The sequence below is a fragment of the Kitasatospora sp. NPDC034023 genome, from assembly GCF_055575795.1.
This window is the reverse complement of record NZ_JBVIRY010000027.1, coordinates 26,113-47,274: the sequence shown is the minus strand read 5'-3', so window position 1 is coordinate 47,274 and position 21,162 is coordinate 26,113. Positions and strand designations below refer to the sequence as shown.

Sequence of the window (21,162 nt, the reverse complement as noted above, 5' to 3'; positions counted from 1 at the left end):
GCGCGGCCCCGCTCACAACGCGCCCTGGAAGGCAACTGTCGGAAGCGGGGGAGCACCGATGCTCGGGTCACCGGGGATCTGCACCGAGGTCTTGCCCGGGTCCTTGTACTCGGTCTGGAACATGTCGCTGATCACGAACCGACCCGCGAAGATGCTCCAGCAGATGACCAGTCCGACAGCCCCACCGATCGCGCTCTTGATCGACATCTTGCGGATCGCGTGGATGATCAGGATCCCGCCGAGAGTGATCATCAGACCGTTCGCCACCCAGTCCAGCAAAGTGCTGCTCCAGCTGTTGCCGAAGTTCTGGACCGCACCGGCCACAACCGTGTCGTGAGCAGCCATCACCGCGCCCCCGCCGTAGTCGAAGGAGCCGGCGAGGGCGAGGTACCCGAGCCGGAAGAAGAAGAGGAAGGAGAGGAGAGGACCGGGGCGAGGGAAGCGACCTCCCACCGCCCGGCGCGCGCCCGCAGACGCAGCGGGTAGGTCAGCGGCCACGCGCCCGCGGTGTCGGTCGCGAGGACCTGAGCCTGGACACTGATCACCGTGCCGTCGGCCGGCACGGACGGCACCGGCCCGCTGGACCCCAGCGACGCCAGCGAAACCTTCGAGTACGAGGCCGCAGGTGCGAGGACCTTCGCCCCGGGGGCCAGGTACCGGCTGGCGTCGCCGGTCCCCGTGAGATAGGCCGTCAGGTACCCGGCCACCGCCTGCTGGAGAGGGCCGTCGCTAATGACCGACCCGTACACCGGAGCGGACGGGTCCCCGGACAGCGCGGCCGGAGCAGCCACCTGAGCCGGCGCCGCAGTGACCGCCAGCGCGTCCGGCGCTCCGCCCGAACCAGAGGACCGCACCACCTCCACCGGCACCGCGAAGTACCGCACCGTCCGCACCCGGTTCTGCGCGTCCTCCCCGCCCTGCGCAGAACCCGGACTCTGCGCCGAACCGGTCGGCTGCATAGAGCTCGCCGCGCCGGAACCGCTCTTCGCGCCCGCTGCCGGCAGGAGCATCGTCGCCGCCACCGTCACCTGCCAGGTGCGCACTCCAAGCGGAGCACTGCGCACCGCCACCACACGCTCAACGGTCGCCTGCACACCCGAGGCGGGCCGCGGCAGCTCCACGCTCGGCGCCATGGTGCGCAGAGCGTCCAACTGCGGACCGTCCTGGGAGCTGCGCAACCAGAGGTCGATGAACTGCTCGGCGTAGCCGCTCGGCGGGGAGACCGCGGGCGGCGCAGCGACGGCCGGGGCCATCGGCGCGGCCGCCGCGCCACGGAGCGCGGCGAAGGACAGTCCCAGGGCGATGGGGCTGGCCGCCAGCGCCGCCCATACGCCGGTTCGGATCGCGAGGGTGCGGCGCTGGGCGCGTCGCAGGTCCCCGTCCGAGGCAGCGGTGGCAGGGGCCGGCGCGCGGTCGCGCCGGGAGAACAATGGACTCACGGGGAGGCTCCAGGGTCAGTGGATCAGCTGTCGACCGAGGGAACCCCGCACTCCTTGACGTACTCCTTGATGATCAAGGCTCATTGGATAACGCCTTTGCAACGGCGGCCGTCAAGGCTCTGACCTGCACGTTGTCGCGTCATCAAGGTGAGCTTGGCTGGCCATCAAGGCGACCACGGTGGGCCATCAAGGTATGGACGACGCCTTGATGGCAGTGCCGGGCCCGGCTGCGACTCCTTGATGGCCTTCACAGGGCGCACCTTGAGGCCGTATCGGGCCGGGGCGGTCAGCCGCAGCGGGTACTCCAGCGGCCACTTCCCAGCGCGGGCCTTGCCAGGCCGTCGGCCTGTACCTTCCAGCACCGTCTGACCACCGGCGAATCCCGCGCCCCGCCCGACCCGGCCGAGCGCACCATCGACACCGGCACCGCGAGTACCGCACCGCCCGCACACCGTCGTCCGCCGCTTGCGGAGACGACGTCGCGCTTCCGCACGGACGCTCGCGGGAAGCGTTGCGGATCGGCTTGCGGAGACGTCCCGCCTTGCGGGGAAGCGGGCGACAGCACGGGCGCGGCCCGCAACCGCGACCCGCCAGGTGCGCCCGCCCGGCGGCGTGCGCGCACCGCAACGTCTTCTCGACTGCGGTGCCGCCCGAGCACAGCCATAGTTCGACGAGCGATCCGCAAGGCCTGTCGGCCGTGCGATCACGACCGGCCATGCGGCCGGGTCGGTGTGCGAGCTGCCCGCCACCCGAGGGACGGCAACTGCGGCGGCGAGCAGCACCGGGCCCGCGGCCAGGGCCGCCCAGATGCCTCCTCGCAGGAGCGCTGCAGCCCGGTGCCGAAGGAGACCGGGGGGAAAGGCGCCCTGGGCAGATCGCGCTGGGAGGGCGAGGACCCGCCAGGGACCCCAAGACCGCCAGCCGATGCTGTCGAAGGAGGAAACCGCGGACTCCTTGATGATCACGCTCTGACCTGCTGCTTTGGTCGGGCATCAAGGAATGCGATGAATACCTTGATGGAGCATCAAGGTATTCGCGGGGCGTTCGTAGAGGGCATCAAGGTGAGCGGCCGGATCCCAGCACAGGACGGTCAGCCACACCTTGATGCCCAGCCCAAACACCCTGATGACCCGGTCTTGTCCAGCGGACTCCTTGATGCCCGGTCAGGGAGCGGCCCCGGTCACCTTGATGGCCCGGGAATCGACCGGCGTGGCGCCCCCGCAGCCGAGTGCCGCGGACCCGGGCGGAGTGAGAGCGCCACATCCCCGGCCGTCCATCGACCGCGCCGGCGATGCCGGGTGTGCCGTCACGCAGGGCCCACGCAGACGTCCGCCTGCAAGCCGTGCGCGGCCACCATGCCATGCGGAGCCGTACCGAAGCGGTGCGGGCCCCGGCGCGTAGGGCAGCGACTGGAAGAGGGACGCGGCCGCCCTTTGCGGTGCGGGGCTAACCGGCCCGTCCCGCACCGCAAGGCCGCTCCCCGCAGATGCAAGCGGGCCCGCAAACGCAAGCCTCGCGACCCCGCAAAGGACCCAGAGCTTTGCGGGGTGTGACCGGAACCGGTGGTTGGCCACTGGTCCGACGGCCTTGTGCAGGTGGTGCTCCGGGTCGGGTAGTAGTTGTGACTCAGCAGGCTAACTGTCGCGTTAGCACGGAACCTGTCGTCCACCTGGCTCCGTTCACGTGAAGTAGCAGCGATTGGTCAGCGGTTTGGGCAGCAGTTGGCGATCTTGAGTGCTGCGGATGTTCACCAGAAATGACGTCACCCGATGATCGCGGTCGTCCTACGACTCCGGCGGTCCGGCCGGCACGAGGAGGTCGAGAACGCGGGCGAGGGCAGCTGTGACGGGAACGCAGTGGCCGGGCAGGTGTCTGGAGGCCCAGTCGGTTGCCAGTGCGAGAAAGTCGGTCAGGTCGTGCTCGGCGCCGGCGAGCAGGTGGCGGAGCTCGGTAGCGGACAGCTCGATCACCGGGCTGTCGCTCTGCTCGTTGTTGACGGTGAGTCGGACGGTGGCGCCAAAGCGCTCCGCAAGCGGTGACACGGGCTCGTGACCGAAGCCAAGCAGGCTGCCCTCGTCGACGAACCGGTGCCACTCACGCCAGTCCTCCAGGCCGTCGCAGCAGCCGGGCAGGAAGGTGACGCCTGTGGAGTTGTCGGTGACCCGCAGGCCGCCGGCGGCGAAGGGGTAGTCGAAGGTCAGCAGTCCGTGGAGGAAGGAGCCGAGTGCGTCAGCCGGGCGGGGCGGGCGGTCGTCGTCGGGGTCGATGTCATTGCAGCCCGCGATGCGCATCACCGCCGTCCCGACCTCAGCGGGTGAGAGCCCACCGCTGAGAGGCAGGAAGTCGAACGGCTCGATCTCGGCGACAGGCCAGAGGTCGAAGCCGTCAGGGGTGCAGATCTCCAGGACTGGCTGCATTGCGATCACTCGGCGAAGTGTTTCGCATCCTCGCTCATGTCGCCTCCCGATTAGGTCGAGCCCCTGTACCGTCCGAGCGGATACGGGTGTACCCGACGACGGGATGCTTGTTTTGCGCCTCGACTGATGATCAGAGCTGGTTCGCGATCCGTTGGCTGAGCTGTTCGAGGAACTCCTGCAAGCTGGCCGCAGCGAGGTCGAAGTCGTCAAACCAGGAAGCTGTGGTGGACTTCCAGACCTGCCCACCGCCACCGATCGCGAAGAGGCGGCCCCCGCCGTCGCTGGCGAATACCGGTGCGATCCATTCGCCGTCGATCGGTGCGGGGCCGTACTCGCGGAAGTGTCCCGCGACCGTCGCGGGTGAGTGGATGAAGTACCCGCTGTCGACATCGGGCAGGGAAGCTTCGCTGATCACCTCGTAGAGCGTGGTCAGGTCGGAGGGGATCGGCGTCAGGTCCATGAGTGCGCTCGTCGCCTGGTGGCTGTCGGCGGTCGCGAGCATCACGGCGTTGTGGCCGGGAGGGAAGCCGTGCGTCGGGAGAAACGACTGCGTCAGCTTCGTCAGCGCCCCATCGGCCTGCTCCCACCAGGATCGGACCCACTCCGCGTCAAGCCGCTCAGCTGGCATGTTTCCCCTCAAATGCGCGTGTGACCCGCCAGTACGGGTCCGGAGGAACATATCGGAAGGCAAGGATGGTCCTGCGCCCGGAGGGCGGAGGACCATCGAGTAGGTGCCTGCAACGGTCAGCCGGCCTTTGCCGGTTCCTCGGTCCGCGCCCGGGTCGAGGCAAGGCGGTAGGAGTCGGTGCCGGTCTCGATGATGGTGCCGTTGAAGGTCAGGCGGTCGACGATGGCCGCGCAGAGCCGGGGGTCTGTGAAGGTCTTGGTCCAGCCAACTGGGGCTGGCACTTGTTCCTCTGGGCGAGAGTGCCCTGCGACCTGGCCGTTTCAGGGGTCTGGGCGTCTCTTTGATTGTCTTGCTGACAGCGCGGTTTTGTAGGCGCTACCTTCATTCGTCAGGTGCGAGGAAGGTGTGCCGGATGGTGGAGTCGCGTCTGCGGGTGATCGAGGGCCGGACGGTGCCCGAGGTGCCCGTTGCCTGGGATCCGTGGGAGTTCCAGGCCCTATGCGTGGAGGCGTTCGTGGCCTCATGGCGGGCCCGGGGGTTCAGCCCCGTGACGGTCGACAACGACATCGGCCTGCTGGAGCGGACGTTGAAGGCCCTGGGTCGGCCGGCGTGGGATGTCACACCGGACGACATCGACCGCGTGGTCGGCGGCCTGGCCGTGGAGGGAAGGGCGCCGTCCACGCGCCGCGGATACGTCCAGATCTTCAAGGGCTTCCACCGGTTCCTTCAGGCCCGCAAGGCCATCGAGATAGAGGCAGCGTTCGGGGTCCGGCTGGTCTGCCCGGTGGACGAGTTCAACGCCTCGCGGCATGTCGGCGACGACTCGCCGGCCCTGCTGCCGCCACCGACTGCGGAGCGGGTCGAGGAGTTCTTCGACTTCCTCAAGGCCCGGATCGCCACTGCCCGCAAGTACGCACCCGCCGCCCGTGACTACGCACTGTTCCGGACGCTGTATCACGCCGGCCTGCGCTCCGAGGAAGCCTCGCTCCTGGACCGCCAGGACGTCCACTTCGGCCGCGGCCCGTTCGGCAAACTGCACGTACGCTTCGGTAAGGGCGCCCACACTTCTGGGCCCCGTCCGCGCTGGGTGCCCATGCTCGACCAGCTGGACCTGGTCCTGCGCTGGTTCCTCGACGACGTCCGCGGCAAGTTCCCCGACTCGGCCGCGCTGTTCGCCGACGAGTCGGGCGGCCACCTACACCAGGGCACCGTCCGCAACCGCCTGCGCTATCTGATGGAACTGGAGGGCCGACCGGCCGCCGACCGGTTCAGCCCTCATGCCCTGCGGAGGGCCTGCGCGACCCACAACTACGAGCGCGGAGTCGACCTGGTGGCCATCCAGCAGCTACTCGGTCACTGGACAGTCAGTTCGACCATGAGATACGTCAGGCCCTCGGCCACGTTCATCGAGGACGCCTATCGACGCGCCGTGACCACCACGCTCGGCGAGCTCAGCGGAGAGGAACCCACGCCGTGAACATCAAGTGGAAGCTGCGGATGGCGGCCGCCCAGCGCGAGGTCTGGACCGGCGCCCAGCTGCGGCGCCTCTTGGCCGAGAGGGCCGGCCTGGAACTGTCCTCCGCCTCGGTGTCGGCCCTGTTCACCAAGGAACCCTCCCAGGTGAAGATGTCCACGCTCGCAGCGTTGTGCACCGCTCTGGAGTGCACCCCCAACGACCTGATCGAGGTCGACACCACTCCCGTCGAACGCCCCGCGGCCCCTCCTCGGCCGGCAGCCGATCTGCCTCGGGTTGCCTCGGCCCGGGGCCGGTCCATGCCGCCGATCTGACCGAAGGAGGTGCGCTCGGAACATGGGCAAGAGGCAGCGGGACTGCGTCGGATGCGGGGCGCCGGTTGGCTTCATCGACCGGCAGCACTGCTGCCGCTGCACGGCCCGGATCAAGGACGAAGCCGTCCGCGCGTCCTGCCCTGCCTGCGGGAGGCCGCGCGTCCTGCAGGCCGACACCGGACGGTGCATCAACTGCTCGCGGACCTGCACGGGCTGCGGCCGCCAGGTCCGCTCACCGACCGCCAGCCACTGCGGGATCTGTCGGCGCGAAGCCGACCGGCAGGCCGCGAAGCAGCTCTGTCCGCGCTGCCAGCGGCCCGGCTTCCTGCAGACCGGCACCGGATGGTGCGGCCACTGCTCGCGCCGACGGCAGAGCAAGCAGCCACCCCGGCAGTGCACCGGCTGCGGCCAGGTGCGGCGCCACGCCGGACTCGGACTCTGTTCGGCCTGCTGGCAGAAGCACCCCGACCGACCCTTCGTCGCCGCCGAGAATCTGGCCTCCCGCCTCGCCGAGCCCGTGCCCTGGCTGGGTGACTTCGCCGGTCATCTCGCCGAACGGCACTGCGCGAGCCGTGCCTGCACCATGATCAGCGCCCTGGGCCGACTTCTGGACGACGAACAGCCCAACCACCCCCAGGCCTTGCTGAATCGGGCCCGCCGGCCCGGCCGGTCGATGGGATCCCTCGCCCGCGCTCTCGAAGGCTTCTTCACCCAGCGCGGCCTCGCGCTCCCAACCGACCAAGCGCAACGGCTCGCCGCCGGACGCCGCCAACGCCGCATCGACGCGACCCCGCTGCCGCTTCGGCCGCAGGTGCAGGCGTTCGCCGAGTCCATGCTGCGAGCACGCGAGCGCGCCCTCAAGGCCGGCACCCTGCCCCGCACCGACAGCACCATCGAGGCGGCCCTGGCCATCGTCCGTGACCTCGCCCGCTTCCTGGCCGGCACGCGCAACAAGCAGGACTGGGCCCTGACCGACGTCCACGACCTCGAAGCGTTCCTGGCGACCATGCCCAAGGCCCGCCAGCGCAGACTGACCGTGCTGCGGCAGTTCTTCCGCTTCGCGCGCTCCCGCAAGATCGTGCTCATCGATCCCACCCGGGGAGTGAAGGCCAAGGGCCCGTCAGGGTTCAGCGGCACCATCGTCGCAGTCGACCAGCAGCGGCAGCTGTTCCGCCGCTGGACCGCCGACAGCGACGCACACCCGCACGAGGCACTGCTCGGAATCCTGGCCCTCATCCACGCGGCTACCAGCAGTGAGGTCCGGCTCATGCGCGTGGACGAGCTCGACCCAACCAACCGCAGCATCCGCTTGGGCAAACGGCCGCATCCAGTACCCATGGACCCGGCCAGCTGGTCGGTGCTTCAACGATGCCTGGCCCACCGCGAGAGCCAGCGCACCGACAACCCCCACGTGATCGTCACCAAGATCACCAAATCCGGCCAGACACCAGCCTCGACCGCCTATGTCAGCCACGTCCTCGACCCCTGTGGCGTCCCACCACGGACCCTGCGGAGCACCCGGCTCGCCGAGCTGGTGAACACCCTTGACCCCAAGCTCGTCGCCGCAGCCCTCGGCATGGACCCCGAAGGCGTCATGATCTACCTCGCCGACCACGTCGACCCGGGACGCCTGCCCGACCAGCACCAGCAAAGGAACTGACATGCGGCACCTCACCCCCGCCTTCGCCCTCGGTGCCCTCCGCCGCGGGCAGCAGATCGAGCAGTTCCTCGGCGCCATCGAAATCGACGGCCAGCCCGGGCTCCGCTGGATCGCCCTCGGCCCCGGCCCGACGGGCGTCACCATCTACGTGAGCGATGTCGAGGACGTCGGCACCGACACCTTCCTCGACATCACCGAGTTCCCGCCCTTGGACCCCGACGAGGAGACGTGGGGCCGGGAGGTCGCCGTCCTGCCCACTCCCGAAGAAGCCCTGCACCTGGCAGAACATGAACTCGCCGCGGACCCCGAACGCTGGGTCAACCAGGGAATCGTCTGCGACGAGTACCAAGACTTCCGAACCACCCGCAGATCGAACCCGTGAAGTTTCGGCGGCACCTCGCACGGGTTCGCCGGAACGTGTGCGCTTTGCCGAACGACTCGTTGGAGGCGATGGCGACACTGTTCTTCTCCTCGCGCTCGGTGAGGACCTGGAAGAGCAGTTCGGCGCCGCGGCGGTCGAGTTCCATGTAGCCGAGTTCGTCGATGCAGAGCAGGTCGACGCGGCCGTAGCGGGCGATGGTCTTGTTCAGCTGCTTCTCGTCGGCTGCCTCTACCAGCTCGTTCACCAGCTTGGTGGCGAGGGTGTAGCGGACCCGGTAGCCCTGCATCGCGGCCTCGGTGCCCAGGGCGATCAGCATGTGTGACTTGCCGGTGCCGGAGTCGCCGATCAGGCAGAGCGGTCGGCTCTTCTTGATCCACTCGCAGCTGGCGAGGGTGTTGATCACGGCGGGGTCGATGTTGGGGTTGGCGTCGAAGTCGAAGGTCCGCAGCGACTTGTCTCGGGGGAATCCGGCGGCCTTGATCCGCCGCTCGGAGCGGCGGCGGGCCCGGTCGTCGCACTCGGCCATCAGCAGCTCGGCGAGGAAGCCGCGGTAGGTCATTTGGTCCTTTGCCGCCCGGTCGGCGATTTCGGCGAACTCGTTGCGGATCGACGGCAGCCTCAGGAGCCTGCAGGCGGTGTCGATGGCCGTGGTCGCGGCCTGCTCGGTCAGGTTCCGCTGGCGGGGCAGCATGGCGGTCATGGCGCTTCTCCCTCTCGCAGGTCACCGCCGCCGGTGCGGCGGTGTCGGAGCAACTGGTCGTAGTGGGTCACCGAGGGCAGCGGCCTGGTGTCCGGCGGAAGGTGGTTGAGCTTCCACTCGTGCAGGAACGTCACCGTCCCCGCTTCCGGGCCGACAGCCGGCTGCGGTGCGGGAACCTCGATCGCGGGCTCGTCCTCCGTCTGGGCGGCCTTGCGGGCCTCCAGCGCGACCGCGTCCGCGGTCAGTGCTCCGGCCCGCAGGGCGGTGGCCAGGCCCGCGACGATGTGCTCGTGCGGGAGGTGGCGGCCCAGCAGCAGCACCTCGATCAGTGCCCGGGTGCCCTCGGCGTCGCCGTGCGCCTTGACAGCTGCGGCCCACCAGGCGTCGTGGACCGGGGTGAACTTCCCGGCGGAGCGGGCCTGGTCGAGCGCGGTCGCGCCGGGGAAGGCACCCGGCTTGCGGACCAGGGCCTCCAAGTAGTGGTCCAGCTCCAGTCGGCAGCTGCCCTTGGCGATCAGCCGTTCGTGCCGGGCCACCTCCACGTTCCTGTCGTAGACCACCAGGTGGGAGGCGTGCAGCAGCACCCGGACGCGCTTGCCGATCAGGCGGACCGGCACCGAGTAGCGGTTGGTGCGGACCGCGATCTGACCGTAGCGGTCGACCCGGGGAGTGAACACCCGCCCCGTCTCGAACGGGTCTTCGGGCAGTGGCAGCAGGCGCGGGCGCTCGTCCTCGAAGCACTCGTCGACCGTCCGGGCCCTGGAGTCGATCCGGCGCCGGCCGTCGTGCCGGTCCCACTGTTCGACCAGCTCGTTCAGCTCCGCCAGCGATTCGACCTCCGGCACCGGCACGAAGTGGTTGCGGCGGAAGTAGCCGATCTGACCCTCGACGCCGCCCTTCTCGTGGGCGCCCTCGATGCCGGGCCGGCAGTAGAAGCTCTCGATCCCGAAGTGCGACCTGAAGGCGATCCACCGGTCGGCCTCCACCCGCGCCCGGCTCAGCCCCAGCACCCGGGCGACGGCGGCCTTCAGGTTGTCGTAGCGGACCTTGCTCCGCGGAACCCCGCCCAGCGTCCGCAGTGCGTGGACGTGGCCCTCGAAGAACGCCTCCTGCCCGCAGGACGCGAAGACGCGGTGGACGGCCTTGCCCGAGTAGGACAGCCGGAAGGAGAACAGGTAGCAGGTCACCAGCTCGCCGGCGAGCCGTACCGTCACGTCGCCGAAGTCGACCTCGGCCTCCATGCCGGGCTGGTGGGTCTGCGGGACGAACGCCTCGATCGGGGCCTTGCCGGACGCCACCAGGATCTGTGGCTTGCGGTCGGCGACGTAGCGGCGGACCTGCTGATAGGAGATGTCGGCGCCATGCTCCTCGACCAGGCGGTGGAAGATCCGCGTGACCGTGTGCCGCTGCTTGCGCGGCGCGTCCAGGTCCGCCCGCAGGATCCCATCGATCACGGCCTTGTACGGGTCCAGCCCAGTCGGCCGCGGCGGGAGCTTCTTCCGCGGCTCCGGCCAGACGGAGTCCACGGCCTTCCTGATCGTCCGCCACGACACGTTGTACTTGCGCTCGATCTCCCGAAGCTTCATGCCGTCGCGGTGGTCGCGCCGGATCGCGGCGTACAGCTCGACCTTCGACATCTGCGGCATGACCAGGGCCTTTCACCAGGAGCACCCCGATGCTGCCCTGGCAAGTACCCCGGTGACGTCAAAACTCGTGAACATCACCCGTCCGTGGTTCGAGGTGACTCCCAAACCCGTGAACAACTGACGTCACGATTCGTGATTAAAGCCATCCACCCACGGGCCCAGCTGAAGCGTGACGTCCCCCTCGGCATCTAGGCTGCCCGGGTGCGCTACCCAGTCGAGTCCTTCGCTGTCGGTGCCCTGAACCACGGTCGATCGGTCGAGCAGTTCCTCGGCCCTGCCGGTGATGCCCATGCTCCTGGGATCCGTTGGGTCGAGGTTGTTCCGGCCGGCTCTCAGTTCAAGGTCGTTCTCCACACGTCGGCAGACGTCGGGAGTGAGAACTTCTGCGACCTCGTCGAGTTCCCGTCGCTGGACCCCGGGAACGAGGACGACGAGTTCGGCCTGGAGATCGCCACGGCAACAGCGGCACATGACGCCCTCGCCCTCGCGGAGCACCGGACTGGAGCCGTTCGTGGCCGCTGGGTCAATGAGGGAATGGCTCAGGACGAGTACCGCGACTTCGTGCTCGCCGGCCGGCCGCGACAAGCGTCACCAAGGTAACGACCGCTCGCATGCTGACCGATCACCAGCCGTCAGATACCTTGCTGATTGAGCGACAGTTGTCGTGCTGACCTGACCAGAGAACCGCACGTCGAGTGCCACCGTTGGCGACAAGTAGCGTGCCGCGACACAGTAGTTGGCCAGTCTCGGCAGCGATGGTTGGCCTCCCGCGCCGCGCGCCGGACGGCACCGGATCGACGACGGGGTGCGCGGAAATCCGGTTGAGCCGGAGTGAAGGATGGGACCGTGATTTCCAAGGAACGAGCGGTCGAGCTGGTCGAGTCCCTGCTGGCGCGGGAGCGGCCGAACTGGGCAGGGACGAGGCTGCTCCCGGAGCTGGCCGTCTACGCCGTCGAGGAGTGGTCGGTCGGGTGGCTCGCCTACTGGACTTCGGCGGAGGGCGCCCGCAACCCTGCTCTGCGCGGGAACCTGCTCGGCGGCCCTCTACTGGTCGACCGGGCGGACGGGAGCATCCACTTCGTTCCCGGCACCCGCTGGACCGATGACTGGGAGGAGGGCTACCTCTGGCAGGTCAAGGGCATCAGGGCGCCCGACCCCCTCGCTGCGAACGTCCGCCGCCTCGCGGACTCCGTCGGGACCGCCGCCGCCATGCAGCACCTGCGCAAGCAGGCCCCGCGGATGGGCCTGCGGGAGGCCAGGGCCTACGTGACGATCGTCAGGGACGGAAGTGAACCGCCCGAGGAACTGGCGAGCCTCACCCGCAAGCCCAATCCGGACCTGGGCCCGATCGAGACGCTGGCCGGCCCGGTCCGGTAGCAGCCCGGCTGCACGGCCGGGTCCCCCGGGCAGGGCCCCCTTGGTTGGGGCTCCGCTTCACGTGGGGCTGTGGCCAACTGGCACTGCCGGTGGCCAGGTATTGCTTCCGGTCACACGGGGCCGGTGTCCCGTCTCAACGAAGCCGTTGAGCCCCGCTGGCCGGAGATCGGCGAACGCCAGCGAGCCGGTGCGCTGCAGCAGCCAGCGCACCGGCCACCGTCGGTCCAGCAGGAGTCAACTGTTTCGGCGCCACCATCTCCGCGCACCGCTTTCCCTCGGTGACTCTAGCCCAGCGCTCCGCTGCTGACTCTTTAGTGTCTTCCGTGCCGATCTGAGGGCTGCTTCTACGTCATCCCAGGGAAAATCTCCCTCATCCTTGATGTATACGATGGCTCGCTCCAGATAAGGGATCGCCTCTTCATGCATACCCTCCTCATGGAGAAGCATACCGAGATCTTCTGTGTCGCCCTCCAGGCCACCATCAATGGCCTTTTTGTAACAGGAGATGGCTTCCTCTAGTAGCTCCATCCGCTCATCCGTCGTATCAGCGTGACGCATTCTGAGTTTGTGGCAGGCGGCAAGGTCTGAGTACCCATCGGGCACGCCTAGTTCGATGAGCTTCAGGTTCCAGCGGTCTCGCTCCTCGCTAAGGTATGCCCATCTGACGGAGGCCATCTTGCGCATTTCCTTGACGGCTTCGACGTGACCTGCTTCTGCGGCGGCCTCAATGAATAGCTCGCCCTCCTCGTCGCCCGCCTTCAGCTTAATTTTGCCCTGCCGATACAGATTCTCCGGCGTTGCGGGCAGTCCCGTCGACCCGTAGTAGTTCTGTGTCACATTGTTGTGTTGGGCGCCTGTTCCTTGAACGAAGGCCACGCCAGAGTCATCCGCGTGGATGTCCTGTCGGATGTTCTGTGGGTTCTCTTCAGGGGAAGTCATTTCGCCTGAACCTGGTTCGTCTGGGTGCCAGTGCCCTGGTTGAAGACGATGCCGCCCCCTGTGGCGCTGACATTCTGCGTGACACCACCGGTGCTGGTTGGAGTCTCCAGCCCATGTTCGGCAATGAGAGCACGGAGTTCATCCAGGAGTGCGGGGTCCCGGGTCAGAGCCCTGCGGAAACGACTGACCCACTCGGTTGAGGTCTCTTCGCGGGCCTCATCTGTTGCCCCGGCGTCAAGCAGCTGCTGCCGGGACTCGTCCAGCTCTTCAGATACGTCCTCAGTGGCGTCAGGACGTCGGGACAGCAGACGCGCGAAGCGATCGCGCGTGCTCGCCCACAAGTCGGTCGTCATGGACGCGATGAGTGCCTGCGCGGCGGATACTGCCAACTGGGATGCGTCGATTCCACCCACTAGTCCTCCTCCAGCCTGGTCACCGGCCAGCGTAGGCCGATGGACGGAGATCCTAGCGAGAACTAGCAAGCATCAACGAGGAGTTGTGCGTGGGAGTGGCGCGCCACTCCCACCCCGTCCTCGTCGTCAGGACTGAGCAGGTGGGGGCGGCCTCCCGCCCAGCGAGGGTCCAGGCAGGCCAGGCCGATCCCGTTGAACCGGTGGAGCACGTCTCGCACCGTGTCCTCGTCGGCCTGCAGGAGCTGGGCGATCACCGGAACCCAGTTGCCGCCAGCAGAGGCCAGCATCATCATCGCCCGCCTGTAGCGCGCCGCGCTGGTGCTGCCTCGGCGCACGATCCGCTGTAACTGCCGCCTGTCCTGGTCAGTCAGTCTCCGGATCTTGACCGGCTCCGCCACCGTGCCTCCCCGCACCGGATCGGATGGTTACCCCCGTCCAATCGGTTCGGACTCTCTGTCGCCGCCGACCCGGTGAACGTCGCCGGTGACAGCACTAGCAACGATCTCAGGAGCGTTCAGGCGGCTCCGGGCAGAGCCAGGTTCAGAGAGCGCCATCAAGGTCGACTGGGGCCAAGTGACCACGCAACCCCACTCAAGTCACGAGGTCGGTCCAACTTCGCTGTCCCAAACCACATAGTGATCCATCTTGGATGGCACGAATGACCACTGGTCCAACTTCAGTGGCATGCCGTCCACCTTCGCTGTCACAGATCACGGACCATCCAGGTGTGCGGGGCGCACCTTGATGAGCGGCGTTGCGAAGTCGTTATCAAGCGGGCCTTGATCGTCAAGAGATCCGTCCAGAAGTGCGGGGTTACCTCGGGCGTCGATCACCACCGCCCGAGGAGCCCAATGGACCTGCTGCCGAACCTGCTGCCCTGCCTCGGCTCCGGCCACCCCGGATACCTCGCTGCGGTAGCCGGCACCGCCTACCTTCCGGCGGGCGCCTTCTACCTCGCGCTGACCGGAGTGGACGACGCCTGGCTTCTGCGGCGACACGTTCCCGCCCCCGCCTTCGTCCTCGCTGCGGGCGCTGCCTGGCTTGCGCTCGTGTTCCTCTGGCCCCTGGTCCTCGTCGCCCGGGCCGTCGGCTCACTGCGCCGCCGGCGCCGGGCGGCCGCCACGCCGCTGCGGATCCAACCACTCGCCTCCGTCCCCGCCACGCGCACTTCGGATGCGGTCGCGGTCGCGGCGGCGCCGCGACCGTCCCGGCCCGCGCACCCGCCTGTGCCGCCGCGCTGGTACCGCGAGTCGTACGCGGCAGTCCAGACCGCGCTCGTCGAAGGCCGCACCTCCATCGCCCGGATCTGGGCGGGGAACCTGGCCGACGACGCCACCATCGAGTTCGGCCCCGCCCACCCCTACACCTACGAGGGCTGGCTGCTCGTCGCCAGCACCGTCCGGACCGCACTCGCCGAGATCCGCACCGCGCCCCCGGCGCCCGACGCCCAGCCGGTCGACGATCCCTACGGCTACTTCCTCTTCCCCCACGCCCACCAGCTGAGCGCGTGGGACCCGGAATGCGACAGCGTGTACGCCTTCACCGACAACCGCCCCGCGGTGGTGGCCCGGTGACCGACTTCCTCACATCGCTGTCCACCAGGCCCGACGGGCGGCTGGTGTGCACGGGGCTGGACCACATCGAGTTCGACATCCGGATCGCCCGCGACGGCTCCTGCCCGACCACCACGAAGGCCGCCTATATGGCCCTCGCCGCGTTCGCCGACATCGAGCACCACACCACCCTCACCACCGAGGCGGCGGCCGGCTGGTCGGCGGAGGTACGGCAGCGGCTACTGCCGTACCGCAAGACGATCGCGGCCTGCATGGGCCGCTCGGTCTGGACGTTTGACCGGGCGGTCGACGACCTGGTCGACCGCCAGTTCCTCCTCGTCACCCCACAAGGGTCCCCCGACAACCCGGCGGTCTCGGATGCCAACCTCTACCAGTTGACGGACCGCGAGCGCTGGGCCCGCCAGCTCCTGGAGCGGGCACAGAACCGGACGCCTGCACAGATCCTCGGACCGGACGGCCAGCCGCTGCCGCGAGTACTGCGCACCCCGGGCATCGACTACGTGAAGCTCGACGCCCGGATCGTCTGCATCGGCGACCGCTCCCCGAACTACAAGGCCGTCTACGCCGCGGTCGCGTCCTTCACCAACATCAACAGCCGCGCCGTCACCGACCGGCCGCCGACCCTCCGGGAACTGATGGCCTGCACCGGCCTGGGCCGTACCGCCGTCACCAAGGTACTGGCGCAGATGCGCAAGGACGGCCTGCTGGCCACCAAGGACAACTACCTGCCCGCCTCCGAGGGCGGCGGCAAGATCGCCTCGTCCTACTTCCTGCTCGACGCCCGGCTCTGGCGTGCGCGAGCCGCCGCCCGGGAAGCCGGCGAACTGCACTCCTTCACCGGGGGGTCTGTGCACCACGCGGACGGGGGTGTGTGCACCACGCGGACCGGGGTCTGTGCACCAGACGGACCAGGGTCTGTGCACCACGCGGACGACATTAAGAGAAGTAGTTCTAGAAGTGGACGCGAGCCCCTTCCGGACGCCCGTAGGGCAAGTACAGGTGGTAAGAGCCGTGCACCCCGCCCCACAGGTGCGGGCACCCAGCCCAACCCGAACAGCGGCTCCGCCGCGGCCAAGACCCCCAAGCCCCGCACCAAGACGATCCGCACCACCGGCTCTCGGCCGGTACCAGGAGAAGAGCAGGTGTTCCGCATGATCGACGCTCTCGGCGTCAGCAAGCACCCGGCCATCAAGGTCCCCCCGCTACGCCGCGCGGTGCGCGACCTGCTGTCGGCCGACCGCACGCCGGAGCACGCCCAGGAACGGATCAACGCCGGATGGTGGCGGGCCGGTGCCCCGGAGCGGATCGCCCGGCGGGAGATCCGCGGGCCAGTCGGCTATCTCGCCTCGATCCTGTCCGCCCAGAACTGTGAACGCCCGGACTGCGAGCGCGGTGAGATCCTCGGCACCGGCGAGGAGTGCCGGGCGTGCGGGCTGCGCCAGGCCGAGCGCCAGGCCGGCCGCGCCCGCGAGTTCCTGGAGCAGGGGACGGGCGAACTCGACCAGGTCAATGGGCAGCCTGCCGCCCGACGTCTGGAATCGCGGCCAGTACTGTCCGCCATGTCGTCGGCGGCGGTGGTGGTGACCTGGAGGTGCGAGGCTCCCGGCCCTGACGGCTTCGGCGGCCCGAGCTGCGGCCGACCGGGTACCGGGGTTCCGCCTGCCCTGCTGATGTGCCCAGACTGTCTGGAATCGCTGAACCGCGCTGTGGCTTGCCGGTAACGCGTAGCGCGGAGCAGGGCAGTGCCGGGCGACCAGGGCAGAGGCAGTTGTCAGGAAGTCGAAGGCCCTGCGCGCCGCATCGGGATGTAGTGCTTCGGGCAGGATCGACCGCCAAAGGCTTGTGGGGAGAGAGCGAGAGGCCCGTGCGGCTCCCCAGTTGGGGAGCCGCACGGGCCTCCAATTGTGTGCCGAATCCCTAGTAGGGCTTGGTCAGGTTCGTATGGGTGTGGGTATGTCGCGGTGGCAGGTCGGGCAGTGGCCGGCCCAGGTGGCGAGGACCAACTGCAGCTCGCGGACGACCTGGTAGAGGCTCAGGCCGCTGCCGTTCCTTTTGGGGCCCGGGCCAGCCTCCGCAGGGTGCAGAAGGCGTGGGCGAGGGCGACGAGGGTGACGTGGTGGTGCCAGCCGGGGAAGGTGCGGCCCTCGAAGTGGGCCAGTCCCAGGGCCTGCTTCATCTCGCGGTAGTCGTGTTCGATGCGCCAGCGGAGCTTGGCCAGGCGGACCAGGGTGGTCAGCGGGGTGTCGGCGGGCAGGTCGGAGAGCCAGAACTGCACCGGTTCGGGCTCTGTGGCCGGCCACTCGGCCAGCAGCCAGCACTCAGGTAGCTCGACGCCGTCGGTGGCGTCGCGGATCTCGCGTCCGGCAGGGCGGATCCGCAGTGCGACGAACCGCGAGTACATCCGCTTGAACCCGGTGCGGCCCTTGCCCGGACGGGAGCCCTCGCGCCAGGACACCGGCCTGGCCGCCTTCCGGCCCGCCTCCGTCACCAGGGCCTTCACGCTCTTCGCCGGATCGGGATACCGGGCGACCGGCGGGCGGCCGGTCCCGCTGTAGGGCGGGGTGAACGGCCGCGCGGAGCCCGGCTGGGCACTGAGGGTGGTGGAGATCCCCACCACGTAGTTCAGACCGCGTTCGCCCAGGCCCAGGCGAAACGCCACCGCGTCGCCGTAGCCGGCGTCCGCGACGACGAGTGGGACGTGAACGCCCCAGGAGCGGGTCTCATCGACCATGTCCAGGGCGAGTTGCCACTTCTCCACATGGCCCAGGTCCGCGGGGATCTGGCAGCGCTCGCGACGGGCCACCTTCGCGGGCTCGGCCTTCTCGGAGGTCGGGTCCCAGGACTTGGGGAGGAACAGCCGCCAGTCGATCGCGGTTGAGGCACGGTCGGTGGCCAGGTGCAGCGAGACGCCTACCTGGCAGTTGGTGACCTTGCCGGCGGTGCCGGTGTACTGCCTCGACACACACGCGGAAGCGTCGCCGTCCTTGAGGAATCCGGTGTCGTCGATGATCAACGCCGTCGGCTTCAACTCGGTCTGCATCCTCCACGCCAGCCGGGCCCGCACATGCGCCGGATCCCACGGACTACTGGTCACGAAATGCGCGAGCGCCTGCCGGTTGCCGTCCTCGCCCAGCCGGGCCGCCATCGGCTCCACCGACTTGCGCCCGCCGTCCAACAGCAGCCCACGCACATAGACCTGTCCCCAACGGCGCTGATCGTTGCGGGTAAACGCCTCGAACAGCTCCGCCGTGAACGCCTCCAGGTCCTCCCGGACCTCAGCCATCTCCCCAGGTGTCACACACCCTCAACGACGCAACCCGCCAACGGACACGCCACACCAAGACGGACCTGACCAAGCCCTACTAGGCCGGGCGTCGGCCGGCGGAGACGGCGTCGAAAGTGCGCTGGATGATCTCGGCCCACGCGGCCTGGTTGGACGCTGGCGGAGAGGACCGCCAGGCCGTGAGGCATCCGGCGATCACCTCGGCGACGTCGTACGCCTGGCCGACGAGATCATCGTCCAGCGGAGCCACGTCGCTGTTCACTGCGCCGGTGACGAGAACTCGGCCATGCAGGAAGTAGGAGGCGCCGATGTCCAGTCCGCGCCAGGCGCTGGCGAGAGCGGTAGCCACCAAGTTCACCGGCATCCCTTCCGTCGCGCCGTTGCCGTGCACCCACATCACCGCCCGCCGGTGGTACACCCCTTGGTCGGGGTTGCCACTGAGGCGGCTGACAACGGCCCGCTGCCGAAGCGCCGGCTCATCGGGCAGGTCGATCCTCTCCACCCTCCCGAGCGGGTCAATCTGCAGGGCGAACATCTTCCTCGTCTCCCTCGGGTCGTCCGGCCGCGGTCGCACGGACAGTGATGGTCGTGAATTCGCTCCGGTCGACCGGGTGCGGAAGCGCCCACAGCTGGCTGCTGTCCACGTCGTCTGGGGACACCATGAGTGCATTCCCTTGCACCTCGTGAACCCGGTAGTAGCGGATCCTGCCATCGGACATCGTCATGCTGGCGTGACCGATCGTGCCAGGCAGCGGCATGGAGGTCTCCTTTGTCCTCGTGGTTACAGGTCGGCCCAGCCGCACCGAGGGCGCTCGGCGTCGGCCAGCGGGCTCCAGATGGGCGCCGACGGACCGTGCTCCTCGATGTCCCGGAGCGTCGCCGCCCCGGCCGGGACGTTGCGCAGCAGGTTGACGACCCGGGCGTTGTCCCCGGCGGCCAGCTGCAGGTCCTCGATCCGGTTGCGCATCGTGGTCTCCGAGCCGTTGGTCAGGACGAACAGCAGCCGGGGGAAGAGAGGGTAGGAGTCCTGCCAGGCCGGCGGCGCGCCTTGGGCCTCGGTGGTGCCGCGCAGGCGCAGCGGGATCGGGGTGAGCTCGTAGAAGCGGGCGTAGGCGGTGAGCTTCGAGGTCAGCTGCTCGCTGACCTCCGTGCACCGGTCCAGCTCGACGAACGCGCGCAGGTGAACCCGGCCGTCGTCCGTGGTGGCGGTGTAGCGCATCACGGCATCCGGCATCAGGGCGTCCCGCCGCGCCTCGGAGAGCCGGTGATAGACCTCCGGCACCCAGTCGCGCGGTCCGTACTCGTCGCCGCGGCGCCGGGCGTCCCGGACGAACTCCACGTGCGTCCTGACGACGTCCATCGTGTGGTCGGCGTTGAGCAGCGCCCGGTCCGCGTCGAGCTTCGGCGGCGGACTGCTCATGCTCCTCAGCTCCTTGAACTCGCCCGCGACCTCCCTGCCGGCGTCCGTCAGGTACCAGGTCCGGGGTCGGCCGCCTCCGAAGACCGGCTTGGTGACGTAGGCGGTCAGGCCCTTGCTGTGCAGGCCGGCCAGGCGCTTGTTGGCCCAGTTCGGGTTCTTGAACGGGCCGAGCAGCTCCCGTAGCTGCTCCGATGTGACCAGGCGGTGCTGGAAGAGCAGGGCCAGTGCCTGCCGGTCGAAGCTGTGTCCGTTGTGGCTGTCGGTGGTGGCGATCACGCCGGGCCCCTTCTCGAATCTCAGGCGCGTGTGCGGTCGGCACAGACAACCCCGGACTCCTTGACACAACCCTTGATGGGGGTACGGGCCTGGAGCACGATTCGATAACACTGCACGTCAAGGTATGGATGGCGGTACCTTGACGGCCTGTTGGCAGCGGCGATTCCTTGATGTCCGGCCTTGACGGTGCATCAAGGAATCACTGGACCGAGCCGGCCTTGACCTCGTTGAGCAGCTGGCGGCCCCGCTCGGCGCTGACTCCGAGCGCCTCGCCGATCGCCGCGGGCGTCACCGCCGGGTCCTCGCCCAACATCTGCTGCACCTTGGCCCGACGCTCGGCCGCCAGCACGTGCCGGGGCGCGGTCCGCGGTCGGGGCGTGGACTCCACGACACCCACCGGTCGGCCGCCGGCCTTCGCCTCGCCCTGCAGGAACCGGTCGTTCTGGTCCCAGTTGACGATGGTCGAGCGCTTCCAGTGCTTCACGCCGTGGACCACCGTGTCGTGCTCCGGGATGGAGGTGAGCTTCGCGCTCTTCCGGTTGGTGGAGGTGGCGTAGGTCCGCCAGGTCGAGATGGTGGGCCGGCGGTCCTCCGGCACCAGGAGGTGGGCCTCCTCAAGGTCGAACAGGTCGTCCTCGTCCTCGCGCGCCAGGGCGGCGACGACCCAGCGGCCGCCGGTGAACTCCAGGCGCAGCTGGGCGTTCAGCGGCCAGGCGCCCTTCTCGTTGTACGCCACCAGCTTCACGTTCACGTCGACGACCGCATCCTCTGCGGCCTCTGGCGCCTCGTCGGCGGCGAACACGCTGAACACCTCGACCCGGTCGAAGCCCGAGTCCGCGGCCGGCGCGATCCGGGCGCCGTCGGCCACCGGGGCCGAGCTGTCCGCACCGGTGAAGTAGCCGGAGAGGAAGTCGCGCAGCAGCTCCAGCACCGACTCGTCCTCGACCGCCAGGTTGTACACCTCGTCGGGGTTCGCCGGCGTGATCAGCGGGATCTCCCGCTCCTCGACCGCGGCGAGCAGCTGCTCCTCGTCCCAGAAGCGGCTCTTGGCGCCGGGCCGACTGATCGGCTGGGCGCGGAGCTTCTCCCAGCGGCGGGTGTTGGTGAAGGTGCCCGTGCTGATCCCGAGCAGGGAGGCGGCCCGGGTCGTGTCGGCGGTGGTGCGGTTGGCGGGGATCATGGCGGAGTCCTTGGGGAGTAGCGGGTGGGGCCGGCCCGAC

Annotated in this window: 21 protein-coding genes and 2 pseudogenes; 8 read left to right on the top strand and 15 right to left on the bottom strand. The window is 68.9% G+C overall.

All coding sequences use genetic code 11. The features are described from left to right. Positions 1-12: 12 nt before the first annotated feature. The 5 genes and pseudogenes from ACZ52R_RS30185 to ACZ52R_RS30165 all read right to left on the bottom strand — a co-directional run. Positions 13-345, bottom strand: a complete 333-nt coding sequence (locus ACZ52R_RS30185) for a hypothetical protein (RefSeq protein ID WP_465664474.1) — start codon at positions 343-345, stop codon at positions 13-15. Further along, on the bottom strand, positions 345-1,439 hold the full coding sequence (locus ACZ52R_RS30180) for a hypothetical protein (RefSeq protein WP_465664475.1): 1,095 nt from the start codon (positions 1,437-1,439) through the stop codon (positions 345-347). Before ACZ52R_RS30180 ends, ACZ52R_RS30185 begins: the two co-directional genes overlap by 1 nt. A 1,784-nt stretch (positions 1,440-3,223) precedes the next feature. Further along, positions 3,224-3,856: a hypothetical protein gene (locus tag ACZ52R_RS30175; protein ID WP_465664523.1), complete on the bottom strand. Its 633-nt coding sequence runs from the start codon at positions 3,854-3,856 to the stop codon at positions 3,224-3,226. 130 nt (positions 3,857-3,986) lie between these two features. Continuing rightward, the gene (locus ACZ52R_RS30170; RefSeq protein WP_465664476.1) at positions 3,987-4,484 is read right to left on the bottom strand and encodes a hypothetical protein; all 498 of its coding nucleotides are present in this window, start codon (positions 4,482-4,484) and stop codon (positions 3,987-3,989) included. A 116-nt stretch (positions 4,485-4,600) separates the two neighbouring features. Further along, a pseudogene (locus ACZ52R_RS30165) lies at positions 4,601-4,750 on the bottom strand (ATP-binding protein); the annotation flags it as partial. 146 nt (positions 4,751-4,896) lie between these two features. Here ACZ52R_RS30165 and ACZ52R_RS30160 point away from each other — a divergent pair. Genes ACZ52R_RS30160 through ACZ52R_RS30145 form a run of 4 tightly spaced genes read left to right on the top strand, consistent with a single transcriptional unit; the run spans position 4,897 to position 8,314 of the window. After that, positions 4,897-5,961 (top strand): tyrosine-type recombinase/integrase, encoded by a 1,065-nt coding sequence (locus tag ACZ52R_RS30160; RefSeq protein WP_465664477.1) that lies wholly within the window; start codon positions 4,897-4,899, stop codon positions 5,959-5,961. Then, a complete protein-coding gene (locus ACZ52R_RS30155; protein ID WP_359225639.1) occupies positions 5,958-6,272 on the top strand; it encodes a helix-turn-helix domain-containing protein in 315 nt (104 codons plus the stop codon). The genes ACZ52R_RS30160 and ACZ52R_RS30155 overlap by 4 nt, the downstream gene beginning before the upstream one ends. Positions 6,273-6,294: 22 nt before the next feature. Next, positions 6,295-7,932 (top strand): tyrosine-type recombinase/integrase, encoded by a 1,638-nt coding sequence (locus ACZ52R_RS30150; RefSeq protein ID WP_465664478.1) that lies wholly within the window; start codon positions 6,295-6,297, stop codon positions 7,930-7,932. 1 nt (position 7,933) lies between these two features. Then, positions 7,934-8,314: a hypothetical protein gene (locus ACZ52R_RS30145; RefSeq protein ID WP_465664479.1), complete on the top strand. Its 381-nt coding sequence runs from the start codon at positions 7,934-7,936 to the stop codon at positions 8,312-8,314. On the opposite strand, the gene istB is transcribed toward ACZ52R_RS30145, so the two are convergent. Continuing rightward, positions 8,250-9,005 (bottom strand): IS21-like element helper ATPase IstB, encoded by a 756-nt coding sequence (gene istB, locus ACZ52R_RS30140; RefSeq protein ID WP_465664524.1) that lies wholly within the window; start codon positions 9,003-9,005, stop codon positions 8,250-8,252. The two genes, ACZ52R_RS30145 and istB, sit on opposite strands and share 65 nt — an antisense overlap. Positions 9,006-9,010: 5 nt before the next feature. After that, complete coding sequence (gene istA / locus ACZ52R_RS30135; protein WP_465664525.1) at positions 9,011-10,651, bottom strand: IS21 family transposase; 1,641 nt, start codon at positions 10,649-10,651, stop codon at positions 9,011-9,013. 210 nt (positions 10,652-10,861) lie between these two features. Between istA and ACZ52R_RS30130 the strand changes: the two genes are divergently transcribed. Both ACZ52R_RS30130 and ACZ52R_RS30125 read left to right on the top strand, forming a co-directional pair. Next, positions 10,862-11,260 (top strand): hypothetical protein, encoded by a 399-nt coding sequence (locus ACZ52R_RS30130; RefSeq protein ID WP_465664480.1) that lies wholly within the window; start codon positions 10,862-10,864, stop codon positions 11,258-11,260. A gap of 246 nt (positions 11,261-11,506) precedes the next feature. Further along, positions 11,507-12,037 (top strand): YrhB domain-containing protein, encoded by a 531-nt coding sequence (locus ACZ52R_RS30125; protein ID WP_465664481.1) that lies wholly within the window; start codon positions 11,507-11,509, stop codon positions 12,035-12,037. 234 nt (positions 12,038-12,271) lie between these two features. Here ACZ52R_RS30125 and ACZ52R_RS30120 read toward each other — a convergent pair whose 3' ends face one another. The 3 genes and pseudogenes from ACZ52R_RS30120 to ACZ52R_RS30110 all read right to left on the bottom strand — a co-directional run. Next, positions 12,272-12,976, bottom strand: coding sequence for a hypothetical protein (locus ACZ52R_RS30120; RefSeq protein WP_465664482.1), 705 nt, complete (start codon positions 12,974-12,976; stop codon positions 12,272-12,274). Beyond that, entirely contained in the window at positions 12,973-13,389 is a 417-nt protein-coding gene (locus ACZ52R_RS30115) for a hypothetical protein (protein WP_465664483.1), read from the bottom strand. Before ACZ52R_RS30115 ends, ACZ52R_RS30120 begins: the two co-directional genes overlap by 4 nt. 110 nt (positions 13,390-13,499) lie before the next feature. Beyond that, a pseudogene (locus tag ACZ52R_RS30110) lies at positions 13,500-13,787 on the bottom strand (helix-turn-helix domain-containing protein); the annotation flags it as partial. A 453-nt stretch (positions 13,788-14,240) separates the two neighbouring features. Between ACZ52R_RS30110 and ACZ52R_RS30105 the strand changes: the two are divergent. Together ACZ52R_RS30105 and ACZ52R_RS30100 are read left to right on the top strand one after the other, a co-directional pair. Beyond that, the gene (locus ACZ52R_RS30105) at positions 14,241-14,963 is read left to right on the top strand and encodes a hypothetical protein (protein WP_465664484.1); all 723 of its coding nucleotides are present in this window, start codon (positions 14,241-14,243) and stop codon (positions 14,961-14,963) included. Continuing rightward, positions 14,960-16,684: a hypothetical protein gene (locus ACZ52R_RS30100; protein ID WP_465664485.1), complete on the top strand. Its 1,725-nt coding sequence runs from the start codon at positions 14,960-14,962 to the stop codon at positions 16,682-16,684. Before ACZ52R_RS30105 ends, ACZ52R_RS30100 begins: the two co-directional genes overlap by 4 nt. A gap of 311 nt (positions 16,685-16,995) precedes the next feature. Here ACZ52R_RS30100 and ACZ52R_RS30095 read toward each other — a convergent pair whose 3' ends face one another. The 5 genes from ACZ52R_RS30095 to ACZ52R_RS30075 all read right to left on the bottom strand — a co-directional run bounded on the left by ACZ52R_RS30095 (position 16,996) and on the right by ACZ52R_RS30075 (position 21,122). Then, positions 16,996-18,246 (bottom strand): IS701 family transposase, encoded by a 1,251-nt coding sequence (locus ACZ52R_RS30095; protein WP_465664486.1) that lies wholly within the window; start codon positions 18,244-18,246, stop codon positions 16,996-16,998. Between the two features lie 79 nt (positions 18,247-18,325). Continuing rightward, the gene (locus ACZ52R_RS30090; protein WP_465664487.1) at positions 18,326-18,781 is read right to left on the bottom strand and encodes a hypothetical protein; all 456 of its coding nucleotides are present in this window, start codon (positions 18,779-18,781) and stop codon (positions 18,326-18,328) included. Further along, on the bottom strand, positions 18,762-19,004 hold the full coding sequence (locus ACZ52R_RS30085) for a hypothetical protein (protein ID WP_465664488.1): 243 nt from the start codon (positions 19,002-19,004) through the stop codon (positions 18,762-18,764). Before ACZ52R_RS30085 ends, ACZ52R_RS30090 begins: the two co-directional genes overlap by 20 nt. A gap of 23 nt (positions 19,005-19,027) precedes the next feature. Then, positions 19,028-19,942: a replication-relaxation family protein gene (locus ACZ52R_RS30080; RefSeq protein ID WP_465664489.1), complete on the bottom strand. Its 915-nt coding sequence runs from the start codon at positions 19,940-19,942 to the stop codon at positions 19,028-19,030. A gap of 199 nt (positions 19,943-20,141) precedes the next feature. Beyond that, positions 20,142-21,122 (bottom strand): hypothetical protein, encoded by a 981-nt coding sequence (locus ACZ52R_RS30075; RefSeq protein WP_465754476.1) that lies wholly within the window; start codon positions 21,120-21,122, stop codon positions 20,142-20,144. Positions 21,123-21,162 lie beyond the last annotated feature (40 nt).